This window comes from Flavobacterium sp. CLA17 (assembly GCF_013112255.2).
Lineage (GTDB): Bacteria > Bacteroidota > Bacteroidia > Flavobacteriales > Flavobacteriaceae > Flavobacterium > Flavobacterium circumlabens.
The window spans coordinates 3939742-3956625 of sequence record NZ_CP068294.1; the positions used below are offsets into that span (position 1 = coordinate 3939742).

Consider the following 16884-nt stretch of genomic DNA (forward strand, 5'->3'; position numbering starts at 1 on the left):
AAATCTGAGTTAGTTAGTTTTAGTTTTAACCACGGATTACACAATCGCAAAATTGTTGTAATTCGTGGTTATTTTTTATAAAACCGTCCATAGTCTCCATCTTTCTTCTATTCTCTATTCTCTATTCTCTATTCTCTATTCTCTATTCTCTATTCTCTATTCTCTATTCTCTATTCTCTATTCTCTATTCTCTATTCTCTAAAAAACCTAAAGCACCAACTCAGCAAACAAACGCTGAATCGTATTTTCCAGGTCCTCACAAAGTCCCGGATGTGGCCTTGAAGTCTGAATTGCCGAACTTCTGATCGCCGTCAACCATCGAAAACGGGACGGAATATCCATTTCGGCAATCGGGCCGCCATCTTTGGCTCCGTTGGCAATTTTCTCTAATGAAGTTAAATTACATTCCAGTTGTTCGATATCAAAATCATCCGAAAGTGCTTCAATCTTAGTGGCATTAATATGAAAAAGTACCTTAATGAATTTAGCTCTTTTGCAGAACAAAATGATTCCGATATTTAGAAATTCTTCGCGCTCCACTCTTGGTACCACACGAATTACGGCATACTCATATAAGTGATTATCTTGCATTTTGAGCTTGGTTTACAAAGATTTCGGAATGATTTAATCGGGTAAGTAAAAATTGTAAATATACATTGCGCAAGGCCTCAGGAGTTTCTTCTGTATCTTCCCATTGCAGCCATTCGAGCGGAATTGTATTGGTAATTTTCTCGAGAATTTCCGGAGTCAGAAGTGCTTTAAATTCTGTATCAACTTCTTTTAAAAGAGAAGCCTGGGGTAATAATACGTGATCTTTTATCAACGCAAACGGACTTTTGGCATGCTGTTCCCAATTGTTCCAGGAATGATGAAAATACAAACAGGCACCATGATCGATAAGCCATAATTCTTTATGCCAGATCAGCATATTGGTATTTTTAAAAGTACGGTCAACATTGGTGATATAAGCATCCAGCCAGACAATCTGCGAAGCCAGTTTAGGATCAACTGTAGTTACGACAGGATCAAAAGTAATGGCACCGGATAAAAAATGAAGTGCGAGATTCAATCCCTGGCTTCCCTGCAGCAAATCCTGAATTTCCTCATCGGCTTCGGTTCTTCCAAACGCTTCATCCAGATTTGCAAAAACCAATTCCGGAAGCTGCAATTGTAAAGCTTTAGCAATTTGTCCGCCGATTAGTTCGGCAATCAGCGCTTTAACACCATGTCCGGCTCCTTTAAATTTTAAGACATATTTAAAATCGTCGTCAGCCTCTGCCAAAGCTGGTAAAGAACCGCCTTCGCGTAAAGGAGTAATATAACGTGTTACATTTACCGTTCTCAGGTCAAAATTGTTTTTCATAAGCAGTATTTACTGAAATACAAACTTACGAATTTAGATTTCTGATTTTATAATTTAAAATTCCAAAAATCAGAGCAATTCAACGTTCCAAAAAATATTGGTCAACTAAGAATCCAAAGATAAAAACGCCTTTCCCAGATTTTTAATAATATCAGACGCGATAAAAGATTGATAACCTGTTTCCGGAAGTGCAATATCGGCTGTTAATCCGTGAATAAAAACGCCAAGTCTGGCAGCGTGGTCCGGTGAATAGCCCTGTGCCAGAAAACTGGTAATAATTCCCGTTAGAACATCTCCGCTTCCTGCGGTTGCCAAGGCTGCATTTCCGGTTGTATTTTGGTAAATTTTACTTTGGTTGATGATAAAGGTCGGTGCGCCTTTCATGACAATAATAGCTTTATACTGCTCTGAAAAAGCAATTGTTTTTTCAAATTTTTCAGTTTCGGAATCCCACTTGCCTATCAGCCGTTCCAGTTCTTTCGGATGCGGTGTTAAGATTGTATTTTCGGGTAATAAATTAAGCCAGCCCTTATTCAGTGACAAAATATTTAAGGCATCGGCATCTATAACTAAAGGACTTTTATTGGTATTTAAAAACTCTAAAAATGCTTGCTGTGTCTGTTTTTCCTGTCCCAGACCCGGTCCAATTCCAATTGCTTGCGGCTGTATTTTTAAATTTATTCCGGAAATAAAATTTTCATTTTCATCAGTAAGCACCATAACTTCAGGATTACTTATCTGAAGTATGGCATAACCGGATTTTGGTATAAAAGCAGTCACCAGTCCGCAACCGGATTTCAGGCATGCTCCTGAGGCTAAAACCGCGGCTCCCATTTTCCCATAACTCCCACCGATAATTACTGCATGACCCTGAATTCCTTTATGTGTTAGAGGATTTATAAGTTTGTAAAAAGTTAAAATTTCCTGTTTTGTGATCTGAAGTGGTACTTTCATCTGATTTGCTTTGCGCTTTTAAAATTACAAAAAAATCTATGAGAAGAATTTTCTTATATAAAAAAGTTTTGCTTATGAAGATAAATCCGTCCTCCTTTTTTCCGTTCAAAAAAGCAAAAGAAATAACGAATTAGCGAGAAATCAGACTTAATCTTTACGGATTTTATAATTTAGACTAGTATATTTCGATATTTTTTAAATAAATTTGCGACACAATTTTATAAAACAACACAATGAAAAATACTGCGCTTACGCACATACATGAAAGTTTAGGAGCAAAAATGCTGCCTTTTGCCGGGTATAATATGCCAATTACTTATGAAGGTATTAATGCTGAACATGAAACCGTTCGTAACAGCGTAGGCGTTTTTGACGTTTCGCATATGGGCGAATTTTTACTGACAGGACCGAATGCTCTGGCTTTAATTCAAAAAGTAACTTCAAATGATGCTTCGACTCTAACAATCGGAAGAGCGCAATATTCTTGTTTACCGAATAACGACGGTGGAATTGTAGATGACCTTATTGTGTATAAAATGAAAGAAGAAGAAGAATATTTACTTGTTGTAAATGCTTCTAATATTGAAAAAGACTGGAACTGGATTGCAGCACACAATGATTTGGGTGTTGAAATGAAAAACCTTTCCGATGACTATTCCCTATTGGCCATTCAGGGACCAAAAGCGGTTGAAGCCATGCAGTCCTTATCTTCTATAGATTTATCGGCTATTGCTTATTACCATTTTGAAGTGGCTGATTTTGCAGGTTTTAATGATGTAATTATTTCTGCTACAGGTTATACCGGTTCCGGCGGATTTGAAATTTATTGTAAAAATGCCGATGCTGAAGCGATCTGGAATAAGGTTTTTGAAGCTGGCGCAGCTTTTGGAATTAAACCAATTGGCCTTGCTGCCCGTGATACTTTACGTCTTGAAATGGGATTCTGCTTGTATGGAAATGATATTAATGATACGACTTCCCCACTTGAAGCAGGTTTAGGATGGATTACAAAATTCAATAAGGAATTTACCAATTCTGAAAGCCTGAAAAAACAAAAAGAAGAAGGCGTTACTAAAAAATTAGTCGCTTTTGAAATGCAGGAACGCGCAGTACCAAGACATGATTATGAAATTGTTGATGCAGCTGGTGCTGTAATTGGTGTTGTAACTTCAGGAACAATGTCTCCTTCTATGAATAAAGGGATTGGTTTAGGATATGTTACCGTAAACAATAGCGCGATTGACAACGATATCTTTATCAGAATCAGAAAAAATGATGTCCCTGCCAAAGTGGTAAAATTACCATTTTATAAAAAATAGATTTTTAAAAACCCTGATTTTCAACGATTAATTGAGGTTTACTTTATAAATGCATTACACCGGAAAGTGTAATGCATTTTTTTTGCCGTGAGATCATGAATTAAAAGATTTCACAGTTCATTTAAATAAAATCCGTGAATTTCCGGCTGTTTTATTTAACCGGAAATTTTACCTGATGTTGCTGCTGTCAGATAAAATTATGGAGTCTCCGACATTTTAAAGAAATTACTGTCGTTTATCAAAAAATAACCGTAATTTTAGTGTAAACGATGACTTTCTCCTTTATGAAAAAAATAATATTAGTATTTATATTGACAACAAATGCCCTGTTTAGTCAGAATAGCGACAGAACCTGCGAAATACTAAATAAAATCAATGTATTAATTCAGACTGAGCATGTTCGTCCGAAACCTGTAAACGATAGCTTGTCAATGTTTGTTTTTGATAATCTTATCAATGAATTAGATCCTTCCCGAAATATCTTTTTTCTGGGTGAATACAATGAAATGTCTCAAAAATATCGCTTAAACTTAGACGATTTGATTCTACAGAATGATTGTAGTTTTTTAGCCGATATAAACTCTAAATATAAAGCCGGACTTCTCAGAACCAAAGCGGTTCTGCAAAAAATCCAGGCAGAACCGATCGACTATACTAAAAAAGATACGATTCGGTTTTACAAAAAAGCATTTGCTTTTTATCTCCAAAAAGAAAACCTGGAAAAAGTATGGGTTAAGAAACTCCGCTATCAGATTCTGGATGATATTGCAGAAACCAGTGACAATTTAGATTCCATAAAAAGCAATTTCAAATCGATTGAATCGGCTTCAAAAAATATGATTTTGACTAATGAAATCTGCAGGATAAATACCCTCCTGGAAGAAAAAAGTACACAGGAAGAAAAACTATATAATTTCTTCTGCACTTATTTTGATCCTCATACGGCCTATTTTAGTGATGATTCCAAGTCGAGTTTTGTCGCTTCCTTATCGAAAGAGCATCTATCGCTGGGAATGACCGTGAATCTGAACGAGAAAAATGAAATCATAATTGACGAAATCGATCCGAATGGCCCGGCATTTAAAACAGGACAAATCAAAAAAGGAGATCAGATTGTTTCCGTTTCCAATCAGAAGGAAACACTGCAGGTTTCCTGTGCTTCATTACAATCTGTTTCGACTATGATTTTATCAGAATCGAATAAAAATATAGTGCTCACCTTAAAACGAAATTCCGGTAAAAGCTTTGATGTCCATGTGGAAAAGCAAGTCATGAAAGATGAGGATAATTCTGTTTTTAGTTTTATAATTGGCAAGGACAGTAAAATTGGCTATATCAAGATTCCAAGTTTTTATGCTGATTTAGACGGGAATAGTCGAAAAGGCTGTGCCGACGATGTAGCACGCGAAATAATAAAACTCGAAAAAGACAACATAAAAGGTTTAGTCATTGATTTGATTGACAATGGCGGCGGTTCTATGGAAGAAGCTATAAAATTGGCCGGAATGTTTATTGATTACGGTCCGCTTTCTATTGTTGTTGACAATAAACAAGCTGCATCTGTGATCAATGATCCGTATAAAGGACTTATTTACAAAGGTCCGATCGTAATTTTGGTTAACAGCAATACAGCTTCGGCGAGTGAATTTTTCTCTTCCATTTTACAGGATTACAACCGCGCTTTATTATTAGGCAGTACTACACTCGGCAAAGCAACAATGCAAACGATTCTTTCGCTTGACGAAAATAAAAATACTGACTTTGTGAAAATTACCATTAATAAATTCTATCGGGTTACCGGCAAAAGCCATCAGTATATTGGTGTCACCCCGGATGTTGTACTTCCGGAGTTTTATGAAGATGTTTATCAAAAAGAAAGTGATTTTCCAACTGCCATTAAAAACGACAGCCTTGCCCCTTTTTTAAAGTATAAGACTTATGTAAAACGAAACGTAATCGATAAAATAGCAAAAAACAGTTCGGTACGATTAGCAGATAATTATTATTTTAATGACATCAAAAAAATCAATCAGAAAATTGATCAGTTGATAAATGTCCCAAAATCAGAAATTCCAATGACTCTGGATGCTATTTTTGAACAAAAAAAGGTAATAAACTCTCTTTGGACGGAAATTCACACTTTTAACGATGACAACAATCCGCTGGATGTTTATAATTCAACTGTAAACCAATTTTTGCTTGGCGTTTATCCAACTGAAAAAACCATAAATCAATACCAGATAGACAATCTTAAAACAAATCCGTACTTAAATGAAGCAGTGAATATTATTACGGAGTTTAATGGATATAAATGATTTTAGCCCACAATAGCTATCGGGGTTAGATTCTTAGATTCTTAGATTCTTAGATTCTTAGATTCTTAGATTCTTAGATTCTTAGATTCTTAGATTCTTAGATTCTTAGATTCTTAGATTCTTAGATTCTTAGATTCTTAGATTCTTAGATTCTTAGATTCTTAGATTCTTAGATTCTTAGATTCTTAGATTCTTAGATTCTTAGATTCTTCATAAAAAATCCATTCGTTCTACGAATGGATTTTTTCTTTTATTGTTTCCCGGAAAACCTGAAACATGAAACCTGAAACTTTTTAATCTATAAACTTCTAACTATCTCCAAAAAAGAGTAGTTTTGATTTTGGAAAAATAAGGAATAACCGTATTTTTGCATCACAAAATAAAAAATCAGTAATGGGAAGAGCGTTCGAATTTAGAAAAGGAAGAAAAATGAAACGTTGGTCTGCAATGGCCAAAACATTTACCCGAATTGGTAAAGACATCGTTATGGCCGTTAAAGAAGGCGGACCTAACCCTGATGCCAATTCCAGATTAAGAGCTGTAATACAAAATGCCAAAGCGGCCAACATGCCTAAAGACAATGTTGAGCGCGCTATAAAAAATGCCAGCAATAAAGATACTGCCAACTATAAAGAAATTTTGTTCGAAGGATATGCACCTCACGGAATTGCCATTTTAATTGAAACAGCATCGGACAACAATAACAGAACAGTAGCTAACATCCGCAGCTATTTTAATAAATGCAACGGAACGATGGGAACTCAGGGGTCTGTGGAGTTTATGTTTGACCATACGTGTAATTTCCGAATTGCAAAAGGGAATCTTGATCCTGAAGAATTAGAACTGGAATTAATTGATTTTGGTGCAGAAGAGGTGTTTGAAGACGAAGACGGGATCTTAATCTATGCTCCTTTTGGAAGCTTTGGGGCTTTACAAAAAGAATTAGAAAACAGAGGACTTGAAATTTTATCTTCCGGTTTTGAACGTATTCCTCAAATTACCAAAGAACTTACTGAAGCTCAAATTGCCGATGTAGAGAAATTAATCGAAAAAATTGAAGAAGATGATGACGTCATGAACGTTTATCACACGATGAAAGAAGAATAAAAAGATACTGCATAAGGATAAAAGCTCTGAAATTTCAGGGCTTTTTTTTGTTTTATATGGTTTTAATTTTAATTATGAAAAACCAGATTAACTATTATATTTGCAGCAGTCAAAATTCTTTAAATAAAAAAACCGATCCAATGAAAACATCAAAATACACGAAATTCGCTGTAATTATTCTGGTAATACTATTTGTAGTACTTAGCGTAATTAGCTAAAAATGATAAAATTAAAAAGCCTTCTGATGAAAACTTCAGAAGGCTTTTTAACGATTACAAAATCCAATTAGTTCTGCAAACCTAAAGACTTGTTTTTACTTTGGAGCTATTTTTTTAAGGGTGTATTAGTGACCTTCAACAAATAGGTTCCTTCAGGTAAATCGCCAATATTTGTAGCATTAGTCCCCATTATTTTTTTTCCCTGCGAAAAAACCTCAACATTTTTAGCACCGTTATTTGTCTCAGCTGAAAGTACAGTTGCTGGCATTTTTACCGGAGTTATAGCTTTTACAGTGACAGGAGCCGCTTTTTTTAGTGTATTTGAAGCAGGAATACTTTCGGTTAAAGCCGGAGCAGTTGGTTTTGAGCTGTTGTAAGACTCCATCACCTGCTCATCTGTCATTGCCACACTGTATAATCTAAGATCGTCGATATCAGCATTGATACCAACTGTTGCGTTTAATTTTCCTAAATTCAAAATATACCCTTTCGTTAAGCGCGAAATTCCATCTACTGACTTTAATAATTCACCATTACGGTAAATTTTCGACGTATTGCCATCGTACGTAACGCTGTATTGATACCAGACCTCTTTTACAAGCGGTACCGAAACAATAACATCGTTTCCGGCTCCCCAGCCCGACAGGCTTAAATCGGAATTTCCGTTAGAAGAAGCGTGTTGCAATAATCCAAAATACTGGGCATTTACCGCACCGCCATACCCCAAAATATAATTTGGTGCAGTAATAGTATTAAATTTCACCCAAATCGATATAGAGCGTGGTTTATTACCTTGAGGAAGATCACCCACTACAGCCTGAAAAGCTTTGTTGGTAAGTCGGAGAGCACTTTTAGGAACTCCCATTCTGTCGGTTACAAAAACAGGGGTTCCCAAAAAGGAAATTGTATTATCTGTATTATTTAAATTCCCATTGAAATTAAATTCCTGAACAGGATTCTGCGCACTCGTATTTAAAAAAGTTACAAACATTAAAGTGAGTAATAATTTTCTCATATATATAAATTTTAGGGGCCTGTTTTTAACTCACACTACTTTTTAAGTACCTTTTATCCTGGCAAAATAATAACCAAAATGATAGTTTTAAAATATTAATTATATTTATTAATACTTTTTAAAAATCTGTTAAAACTATAAATTTAATTCAATATTACCAAACACTTCTTACATATAAATAGAGAATTCTCACATAAATAAAAAATATCAACACTACAAAAACAGCAATATCAATTATTTATAAAAACACCGCAAAAGCGCTCCATCGCTCTGCTGACGGGGTATCTTAGTATTACTTTTTTTTAAGGAAATGATAATTTATAAAAATCAAAAAGCCTGCTGATGCTACAATTCAGAAGGCCTTTTTTTTACTATTCAAAATTTAAAACTTAAAACAACATAAAAAACTAACTAATCTATACTAATCAAAATCTTATACTTAATTTGAAGTTATTTTTTTTGAGGCAACATTTGTTATTTTCAATAAATATGTTCCTTCCGGTAAATCATTAATATTCATTCCGTTCCCATTATTTCCTGCTACTTTTTGCCCTTGCGAAAATACCTCAACATTTTTGGAGACATTAATATCCCCGGCAGAACCAATTGTCGTTGAAGGATTTTTTAAAGCTGCTTTAGATTTTGAAGCTTTTACAGCTGCCTTTTCAGCTGTTGTATTTTCTACTATCATAACAACAGAAGGCTTAGAACTTGTATAGGATTGTAAAACCTGTGAATCTGTTAAGGCGACATTATAAATCTTCAGGTCATCAATATCCGCATTAATACCAATTGTAGTATTTATTTCTCCGAGTCTGAAAATATTTCCTTTGGTTTGGCGTGAAACTCCAGTGACCGATTTCAGTAATTCACCGTTACGGTATATCTTAGATACAGTTCCGTCAAAAGTAATGCTATACTGATACCAGACATCTTTTAATAACGTCGCTGAAACAATAATATCATTGCTTGGTCCCCAGCCTGCCAAACTTAAATCTGAGTTGGAAGAAGCAGTACCTTGCTGTAATAATCCGCAATATTGGGCATTATAAGCTGTCCCGTAACCCCAAATATAATTAGCAGAAGCAATATCATTGAATTTAACCCAAACCGATACTGTTCTGGATTTATTATTTTGTGGGAGATTGTCGATAACAGCTTCCATCGCTTTATTAGCAAGACGCTGTGCTCCTTTGATAGCTCCGTTCCTGTCCGTAACGAAATTGCCTGTACCAATAAATGAAGTTGTATTATTGGTATTATTTAAAGTAGCATCGAAATTGAATTCCTGAATTGGTGTTTGCGCATTAACATTCAAATAACTTACAAACAATAATGTAAGTAGTATTTTTTTCATAGATGTAGGTTTAGGGTATTATAAAACAGTGTGTCATTTTAACATTACTAAACTAAATTATAATGCATTTGGACAGAAATTTTTCCGTTAACGAACCTAAATAATCGTTTAAATAACCAAATTTGATGATTTTGACGATTCAATTATATTTATTTATAACCTAGGTCTTTTTGTTAAAATACTAATTTTACTTCAAACAAAAGAATAAAGTCTTACGTATAAATACGGTATTCTCACTTTAAACCAAATTATTAACATTTAAAAAAACCGGAACTAAAAGCCATTATTTAGATTTGATTAAAAAAAAAACTCCATCCGCAGAAACGGATGGAGTTTTGTATCTAAAAGTTTTTTAAACTATTTTATAAATTCAATTTTTTGAACTTCTTCTTCATTGACACTGTCAAAGAAGCCTTGTTCGTTCATCCAGTCATCACTAAACACTTTACTCATGTAACGTGATCCGTGATCGGGGAAAATAGCAATAATGTTACTGTCCTTTGTAAATTCGCCTTCTTCTGCATATTGCTTAATGGCCTGCATTACCGCTCCTGAAGTATAACCGACAAATAAACCTTCTTTTCTGGTAATCTCCCTTGCTGAGTGGGCACTTTCTTCATCTGTCACCTTGATAAATTTATCAATAATATCGAAATCTGTAGCAGACGGGATCAGGTTTTTACCTAAACCTTCGATACGATAAGGATAAATTTCTTTATTGTCGAACTCTCTTGTTTCGTGGTATTTTTTCAATACGGATCCAAAAGCATCCACACCTAGAATTCTAATATTGGGATTTTGTTCTTTTAAGAATTTTGCTGTTCCGGAGATAGTTCCTCCCGTTCCGCTGCAGGCAACAAGATGTGTGATTTGGCCTTTTGTCTGTTCCCAGATCTCAGGACCAGTAGTGTTGTAGTGCGCATCAATATTTAACTGATTAAAGTATTGATTAATGTAAACCGAACCTTTCGTTTCTTCGTGTAATCGTTTAGCGACATTATAGTAAGATCTTTCATCATCTGCTGAAACGTGCGCCGGACAGACATATACTTTAGCTCCTAAACTTCTTAGCATGTCAATCTTATCTTTCGATGATTTTGAGCTTACTGCCAAAATACAGTTGTAACCTTTTATAATGCTTACCATTGCTAAGCTAAATCCTGTATTTCCAGATGTTGTTTCAATTATGGTGTCTCCTGGAGAAAGAATTCCTTTTTTCTCGGCTTCTTCAATAATATATAACGCTATTCTATCTTTTGAGGAATGTCCCGGATTAAAAGCTTCGACCTTTGCGTAGAAATTTCCTTCTAACTCTTCGGTGATTTTATTTAGCTTAATAAGTGGGGTGTTACCTATTAACTCTAAAACATTATTATAAGCGTTTATTTCTTCTTTCATAAAAAAATAGTTAATCAAAGGCATTTTTAAATAACCTCGATAGGTTGCAAATTTAACAAAAATTTTCTAATTAGCTTTTAATTTTTTCTAAATCTAATAAAAAACTAAATTCTTTTGCTAAGTCTTTCAGTGCTTCAAATCTTCCTGAAGCACCACCATGTCCGGCGTCCATATTGGTATCTAAAAACAAAAAATTATCATTTGTTTTCAGTTCTCTCAATTTGGCTACCCACTTGGCCGGTTCCCAATATTGCACTTGTGAATCGTGCAATCCTGTAGAAACGTACATATTTGGATAATGTTGTGGCTGTACATTGTCATAGGGCGAATAGGATAACATATAATCATAATATTTTTTATTGTTTGGGTTACCCCATTCATCATATTCTCCTGTTGTTAAGGGTATACTGTCGTCAAGCATTGTCGTAACGACATCAACAAAAGGCACCTGGGCAATAACTCCGTTGTACAATTCCGGGGCTTCATTGATGATAACTCCCATCAATAATCCTCCTGCTGATCCTCCTTCTGCATACAAATGTTTAGAAGAAGTAAACTTTTCGTTAATTACAAATTTAGAGCAATCGATGAAATCTGTAAAGGTATTTTTCTTTTTTAACAGTTTTCCGTCTTCATACCATTGTCTTCCTAAGTCCTCTCCTCCCCTGATATGGGCAATTGCGAAAACAAATCCACGATCTAACAAAGAAAGTCTGGTTGACGAAAAATAAGTATCCATTGTCATTCCGTAAGAACCATAAGCATAAAGCAAAAATGGGTTTTTTCCGTTTTTCTCAAGGCCTTTTCTGTAAATCATAGAGATCGGAACTTTTACCCCGTCTCTGGCAGTAGCCCAAATACGCTCTTCAACGTAATTTTCTTTATCAAACTTTCCTCCTAAAACCTCTTGTTCTTTTAAGATTTCTTTGGTTTTAGTTTTCATATTAAAATCAATAACAGAAGAAGGCGTTGCAAGCGATTGATAGCTGTAACGCAAAATATCTGTATCAAAATCTATATTTGTTGTGGTGTACGCATTATAAGTTTCGCTTCCAAATGGCAAATAATAATCCGGTTCGCCATTCCAGGGCATAATACGAATATGATTTAATCCGTTTGAACGCTCTTCAACCACTAAATAATTCCTGAAAATTTCGATATCTTCCAGCAAAACATCTTCGCGATGCGGAATAAGATCTGTCCAGTATTTCTTTCCGGTTTTGTTTTCAGGCGTTTTCATCAACTTAAAGTTCGTCGCCTTATCTTTATTGGTTAAAATGTAAAAGGAGTCTTCATAATGCGAAATACTGTACTCTAAGCCACGTACACGAGGCTGAAACACTTCAAACTCTCCATCCGGATTATCGGAGTTCAGAATTCTGTATTCCGTCGTTAATGTACTTCCTGAACCTATTACAATATATTTCCTTGATTTTTCTTTGCTGACGGAAACATTAAAAGTGTCATCGGTTTCATTATAAACCAACACATCTTCTTTTGAGTCGGTATTTAATTTGTGTCTTAAAACCTTATCAGCTCTTAAAGTAACTTCGTCCTGTTTGGTGTAAAAAATAGTATGATTATCATTGGCCCATACAGATCCTCCTGTAGCATTTTCGATTTTATCTTCCAGGATCTTCCCGGTTTCCAAATTCTTAAACTGAATCGTGTAAATTCTTCTTCCCACAATATCAACACCGAAACTTGCGAATTTATTATCCGGACTGATGCTTAAACCTCCCAGTTTAAAGTAAGCATGACCTTTCGCTAATTCATTACAATTGAATAAAATTTCTTCCGCAGCGGAAAGGCTGCCTTTTTTTCTTGAAAAAATCGGATAATCCTGTCCGGTTTCAAAACGTGTTATATAATAGTAGCCATTATAAAAATAAGGAACAGAAGCGTCATCCTCTTTAATTCTTGCTTTCATTTCGTCATACAAAGCATTCTGAAAATCCTTTGTATGTGCTGTCATACTTTCGTAATAAACATTTTCCTTGTTCAGATAATCAATAACCTCTGGATTCTCACGATCATTGAGCCAAAAATAATTATCGATTCGGGTTTCTTTATGTTTCTTTAATTTTTTAGGAATTTGATTGGCTTTTGGAGCAATTATATCGTTTGGCATGAATTAAGCATTAGTTTTTATATAAGAAGGAGCAAAAGTACTATAAACACAATAGAACAGAATTAATATTTTCATAAAATATTATATTGATTTCATACAGCAATATACTAATTTTGTATGAAATAATTTAAAATCAACAAAAATGGATTTAATGGGAATGATGGGCAAACTTAAAGAAACCCAACAAAAAATTGAAGATACAAAAAAGCGCCTTGATACCGTCCTAATCGATGAACAAAGTGCTGATGGATTATTGAAGGTAACCTTAACCGCTAACAGAAAAGTGACAGCCATCTCAATTGATGACTCTTTACTGGAGGACAAAGAACAACTGGAAGATTACTTAATTGTAACGTTAAATAAAGCGATTGAAAAAGCAACAAGTGTAAATGAAAAAGAACTTGATGCGGTTGCAAAAATGGATATGCCAATGATTCCGGGAATGGATGATCTTTTTAAATAAGGTTATGAGGAACAAAGGTTCAGAGGGACAAAGGCGCAAAGGTCTTGATTTTGTAAACTTTGAACTTTCTAAACAAAAAAAAGACGCACTTTGTGCGTCTTTTTTTTAACCCTTTGTACCTCTGAACCTTTGCTTCTTTGTACCTTTTTTTTTAAATTTTCGAAAGTGTCTCAAGCACATACGTATGCATAACTTCCCTGTAATCTAAATGAGTTACAATTCGGAGTTTATTATGACCCATTGAACTTATGGAAATATTTTTCTGTTTTAATTTTTCTATTAAAAGCTGGTCACTGTAACCTTCCGCGAGCGAAAAAATCAAAATATTCGTTTCAACAGGTTCTACAGCCGATACCCAGGGTTTTGTGCTTAGAATTGCACCGATTTCCTTCGCTCTTCTATGGTCTTCTGCCAGTCTTTCGATATTATGTGCCAGGGCATACAAGCCTCCCGCAGCCATATAACCTACCTGACGCATTCCTCCACCAAGTATTTTTCTGATTCTCAACGCTCTATGAATATCTGCTTTGGTTCCTAATAAAACAGAACCAATCGGAGCCCCTAATCCTTTAGACAAACAAACCGAAATGGTATCGAAAATAGCGCCAAATTCTTTCGGATTTTGTCTTTTAGCCACTAATGCATTCCAGATTCTAGCGCCATCAAGATGAAATTTCAAATTATTGGCATCACAGACTTTTTTTATTTCTCTTAAATCTTCTAATTCATAACAGGCACCACCACCTTTATTAGTGGTATTTTCCACACAAACCAAAGTGGTCAGCGGACTATGATAAGATTCCGGATCATTGATAGCCGCAGCCACCTGGGCCGCATTTATCATTCCACGGTGTCCATCGATCAGACAACAGGAAACACCGCTGTTAAAAGACACTCCGCCACCTTCATAATTATAAATATGTGCGTATTTGTCTGCAATTAATTGCTCTCCGGGCTGCGTATGTAATTTGATTGCTGTTTGATTGGCCATAGTTCCAGACGGAAAAAAAAGTCCGGCTTCCATTCCAAAAAATTCTGCTACTCTGTTTTCAAGTTCAATGACTGTAGGGTCTTGTTTATATACGTCATCGCCAACCTGGGCGTTAAACATATACTGCAACATTTCGAGTGTAGGTTTGGTAATGGTATCGCTAATTAAATTTATTTCCATATTCTAAAAACTATGTCTTATTTTTGTACAACAAAATTACGTATTACTGATAGTTATTCGAGATAAGTTTTAATAAACTTTAACGTGTGAATATCCCAGAACCAAATTAACGTAATATTTATAAAAAACATATAAAACTAGTATTAATTTATGACAACTACCGAACAAATAAAAGGTATTGTGGAGCGCCTTGGTGCGTTGAGGAGGTATCTTTGACGTTGATGCCAAACTAATCGAAATTGCCAACGAAGAAGAAAAAACCTTCGCTCCTGACTTTTGGAACAATGCCAAAGAAGCTGAAATCATTGTAAAGAACCTTCGAAACAAGAAAAAATGGATCGAAGATTACAATAAAGCCATCGAGCTGACAGATGAATTACAGCTGGCGTATGATTTTTATAAAGAAGGGGAACTTTCTGCTGAAGAATTAGACGAGCATTACAGCAGTACACAAACGCATATCGAAAACATAGAATTCAAAAATATGCTTTCTGATGAAGGCGACAGTCTGAGTGCTGTGGTTCAGATTACGGCTGGTGCAGGCGGAACTGAAAGTTGCGACTGGGCCGGAATGCTAATGCGTATGTACATGATGTGGGGAGAAAGCTACGGATTCAAAATAAAAGAACTTAACTTCCAGGCCGGTGAGGTAGCAGGTATCAAAACCGTTACTTTGGAGTTTGAAGGCGATTATTCTTTTGGATACTTAAAAGGAGAAAATGGTGTTCACCGTCTGGTCAGAATCTCACCTTTTGACAGTAACGCCAAACGCCATACCTCATTTGCATCTGTTTATGTGTATCCGCTTGTTGACGACAGTATCGAAATTGACATCAATCCGGCTGATATCGAAATTACAACTTCCCGTTCCAGCGGTGCAGGAGGACAAAATGTAAACAAGGTTGAAACCAAAGTACAATTGGTTCATAAACCAACCGGCATTCAGATTCAATGTTCTGAAACGCGTTCGCAGCAGGATAACAGACAACGTGCCATGCAAATGTTACGTTCCCAGTTATATGAAATTGAGCTAAAAAAGCAACAGGCTCAACGTGCTGATATTGAGGCCGGAAAAATGAAAATCGAATGGGGCTCGCAAATACGAAATTACGTTATGCAGCCTTATAAACTGGTAAAAGATGTTCGTACAGGCTATGAAACCAGCGATGTTGATGGTGTAATGAACGGAAATATCGATCCTTTCCTGAAAGCATTTCTAATGATGATGGGACAAAGGGAGGAGGAATAAGTTTGCAGTCGCAGTTTTCAGTCACAGTACCGTAAACGTAAACTGAGACCTGAAACCTCAAACTTGAAACCTCAAACTTGAAACTTGAAACTAAAAATAAAGTTATGATAAAATGGGCAGATGTAATTCGTTTTACGAATAAAGGAAATCCGGCTCCTGAAAAAAGAGTGGAAAAAACGGAAGAAGAATGGAAGCAGCTTTTAACCACTGAAGAATATCAGGTAACCCGTTTAAAAGGAACTGAAAGATCTTTCAGCTCTGAATTATGCAGCTTATTTGATCCCGGAATTTACGAATGTAAATGTTGCGGCACTTTACTTTTTGATGCCAGCGAAAAATTTGAGTCCGGAACAGGATGGCCCTCATTCACGCAGCCTATCAAAGAAAATGCAATTGGTTATCATGCAGACAAATCATACGGAATGATTCGTGTTGAAGTAATCTGCAATAGCTGTGATGCACATTTAGGACACGTTTTTCCTGATGGCCCTGAACCAAGTGGATTACGTTATTGTATCAATGCTATTTCTCTTTCTAAAATAAAAGAGTAATTATAATTAAGTATTCTGAAAAGCGATTCCTTTTACAAAGTGAATCGCTTTTTTTGCTTTATCCTGATTTTAAAAATCAATTACTAATTGAGAAGAACTTCAAATACTAATCTTGCTGATAACGATACAAAATAAAAATAGCTTCCTTTTTAAATTTATCGTATTAATACTACTATTGTTTAAATAATTTTACTATTGTTAGAAAAAAACATTTAGTCGGTATATTTTTGTTTGATCCTTATTTTGAATGAATTACAAAAAAACAGAATCCAA

At 35.2% G+C, this 16884-nt stretch carries 14 protein-coding genes; 6 read left to right on the forward strand and 8 right to left on the reverse strand.

The genetic code is table 11. The annotated features are described in order from the left end of the window. Positions 1-207 precede the first annotated feature (207 nt). From HAV12_RS16140 to HAV12_RS16150, 3 genes are all read right to left on the reverse strand, one after another. Positions 208-591, reverse strand: a complete 384-nt coding sequence (locus HAV12_RS16140) for a DUF3037 domain-containing protein (protein ID WP_171570555.1) — start codon at positions 589-591, stop codon at positions 208-210. Further along, entirely contained in the window at positions 581-1363 is a 783-nt protein-coding gene (locus HAV12_RS16145) for a HipA family kinase (protein ID WP_171570556.1), read from the reverse strand. Before HAV12_RS16145 ends, HAV12_RS16140 begins: the two co-directional genes overlap by 11 nt. 105 nt (positions 1364-1468) lie before the next feature. After that, positions 1469-2317 carry an NAD(P)H-hydrate dehydratase gene (locus HAV12_RS16150; RefSeq protein ID WP_171570557.1) on the reverse strand — a complete coding sequence of 283 codons (849 nt, stop codon included), beginning with the start codon at positions 2315-2317 and terminating at the stop codon, positions 1469-1471. A gap of 233 nt (positions 2318-2550) precedes the next feature. Between HAV12_RS16150 and gcvT the strand changes: the two genes are divergently transcribed. The 3 genes from gcvT to HAV12_RS16165 all read left to right on the forward strand — a co-directional run bounded on the left by gcvT (position 2551) and on the right by HAV12_RS16165 (position 7058). After that, entirely contained in the window at positions 2551-3636 is a 1086-nt protein-coding gene (gene gcvT, locus HAV12_RS16155) for a glycine cleavage system aminomethyltransferase GcvT (protein WP_171570558.1), read from the forward strand. A 284-nt stretch (positions 3637-3920) separates the two neighbouring features. Continuing rightward, the gene (locus HAV12_RS16160; RefSeq protein ID WP_171570559.1) at positions 3921-5951 is read left to right on the forward strand and encodes a S41 family peptidase; all 2031 of its coding nucleotides are present in this window, start codon (positions 3921-3923) and stop codon (positions 5949-5951) included. Between the two features lie 393 nt (positions 5952-6344). Further along, complete coding sequence (locus HAV12_RS16165; RefSeq protein ID WP_007811539.1) at positions 6345-7058, forward strand: YebC/PmpR family DNA-binding transcriptional regulator; 714 nt, start codon at positions 6345-6347, stop codon at positions 7056-7058. A gap of 324 nt (positions 7059-7382) precedes the next feature. Here HAV12_RS16165 and HAV12_RS16170 read toward each other — a convergent pair whose 3' ends face one another. The 4 genes from HAV12_RS16170 to HAV12_RS16185 all read right to left on the reverse strand — a co-directional run bounded on the left by HAV12_RS16170 (position 7383) and on the right by HAV12_RS16185 (position 13177). Continuing rightward, positions 7383-8291: a LamG domain-containing protein gene (locus tag HAV12_RS16170; RefSeq protein WP_171570560.1), complete on the reverse strand. Its 909-nt coding sequence runs from the start codon at positions 8289-8291 to the stop codon at positions 7383-7385. A gap of 439 nt (positions 8292-8730) precedes the next feature. Beyond that, positions 8731-9648, reverse strand: coding sequence for a LamG domain-containing protein (locus HAV12_RS16175; RefSeq protein WP_171570561.1), 918 nt, complete (start codon positions 9646-9648; stop codon positions 8731-8733). A 357-nt stretch (positions 9649-10005) separates the two neighbouring features. After that, entirely contained in the window at positions 10006-11046 is a 1041-nt protein-coding gene (locus tag HAV12_RS16180) for a PLP-dependent cysteine synthase family protein (protein WP_171570562.1), read from the reverse strand. A 70-nt stretch (positions 11047-11116) separates the two neighbouring features. Beyond that, the gene (locus HAV12_RS16185; RefSeq protein ID WP_171570563.1) at positions 11117-13177 is read right to left on the reverse strand and encodes a S9 family peptidase; all 2061 of its coding nucleotides are present in this window, start codon (positions 13175-13177) and stop codon (positions 11117-11119) included. Positions 13178-13319: 142 nt separating this feature from the next. Between HAV12_RS16185 and HAV12_RS16190 the strand changes: the two genes are divergently transcribed. Beyond that, positions 13320-13640, forward strand: a complete 321-nt coding sequence (locus HAV12_RS16190) for a YbaB/EbfC family nucleoid-associated protein (protein WP_132037928.1) — start codon at positions 13320-13322, stop codon at positions 13638-13640. 151 nt (positions 13641-13791) lie between these two features. Here HAV12_RS16190 and HAV12_RS16195 read toward each other — a convergent pair whose 3' ends face one another. Then, on the reverse strand, positions 13792-14811 hold the full coding sequence (locus tag HAV12_RS16195; RefSeq protein WP_171570564.1) for a low specificity L-threonine aldolase: 1020 nt from the start codon (positions 14809-14811) through the stop codon (positions 13792-13794). Positions 14812-14961: 150 nt separating this feature from the next. Between HAV12_RS16195 and prfB the strand changes: the two genes are divergently transcribed. After that, a protein-coding gene (gene prfB / locus HAV12_RS16200) for a peptide chain release factor 2 (protein WP_171570565.1) occupies positions 14962-16060 on the forward strand; the annotation gives its coding sequence in 2 pieces (ribosomal slippage) (positions 14962-15024 and positions 15026-16060; 1098 coding nt in all). Between the two features lie 104 nt (positions 16061-16164). Then, positions 16165-16611: a peptide-methionine (R)-S-oxide reductase MsrB gene (gene msrB, locus HAV12_RS16205; RefSeq protein WP_171570566.1), complete on the forward strand. Its 447-nt coding sequence runs from the start codon at positions 16165-16167 to the stop codon at positions 16609-16611. The last annotated feature ends 273 nt before the right edge of the window (positions 16612-16884 follow it).

Coding starts and splice junctions, on each gene's coding strand:
- HAV12_RS16160 (WP_171570559.1), top strand. CDS start 3,921: ATGAAAAAAATAATATTAGTATTTATATTGACAACAAATGCCCTGTTT.
- gcvT (WP_171570558.1), top strand. CDS start 2,551: ATGAAAAATACTGCGCTTACGCACATACATGAAAGTTTAGGAGCAAAA.
- HAV12_RS16150 (WP_171570557.1), bottom strand. CDS start 2,317: ATGAAAGTACCACTTCAGATCACAAAACAGGAAATTTTAACTTTTTAC.
- HAV12_RS16185 (WP_171570563.1), bottom strand. CDS start 13,177: ATGCCAAACGATATAATTGCTCCAAAAGCCAATCAAATTCCTAAAAAA.
- HAV12_RS16145 (WP_171570556.1), bottom strand. CDS start 1,363: ATGAAAAACAATTTTGACCTGAGAACGGTAAATGTAACACGTTATATT.
- HAV12_RS16165 (WP_007811539.1), top strand. CDS start 6,345: ATGGGAAGAGCGTTCGAATTTAGAAAAGGAAGAAAAATGAAACGTTGG.
- HAV12_RS16190 (WP_132037928.1), top strand. CDS start 13,320: ATGGATTTAATGGGAATGATGGGCAAACTTAAAGAAACCCAACAAAAA.
- HAV12_RS16180 (WP_171570562.1), bottom strand. CDS start 11,046: ATGAAAGAAGAAATAAACGCTTATAATAATGTTTTAGAGTTAATAGGT.
- msrB (WP_171570566.1), top strand. CDS start 16,165: ATGATAAAATGGGCAGATGTAATTCGTTTTACGAATAAAGGAAATCCG.
- HAV12_RS16175 (WP_171570561.1), bottom strand. CDS start 9,648: ATGAAAAAAATACTACTTACATTATTGTTTGTAAGTTATTTGAATGTT.
- HAV12_RS16170 (WP_171570560.1), bottom strand. CDS start 8,291: ATGAGAAAATTATTACTCACTTTAATGTTTGTAACTTTTTTAAATACG.
- HAV12_RS16140 (WP_171570555.1), bottom strand. CDS start 591: ATGCAAGATAATCACTTATATGAGTATGCCGTAATTCGTGTGGTACCA.
- HAV12_RS16195 (WP_171570564.1), bottom strand. CDS start 14,811: ATGGAAATAAATTTAATTAGCGATACCATTACCAAACCTACACTCGAA.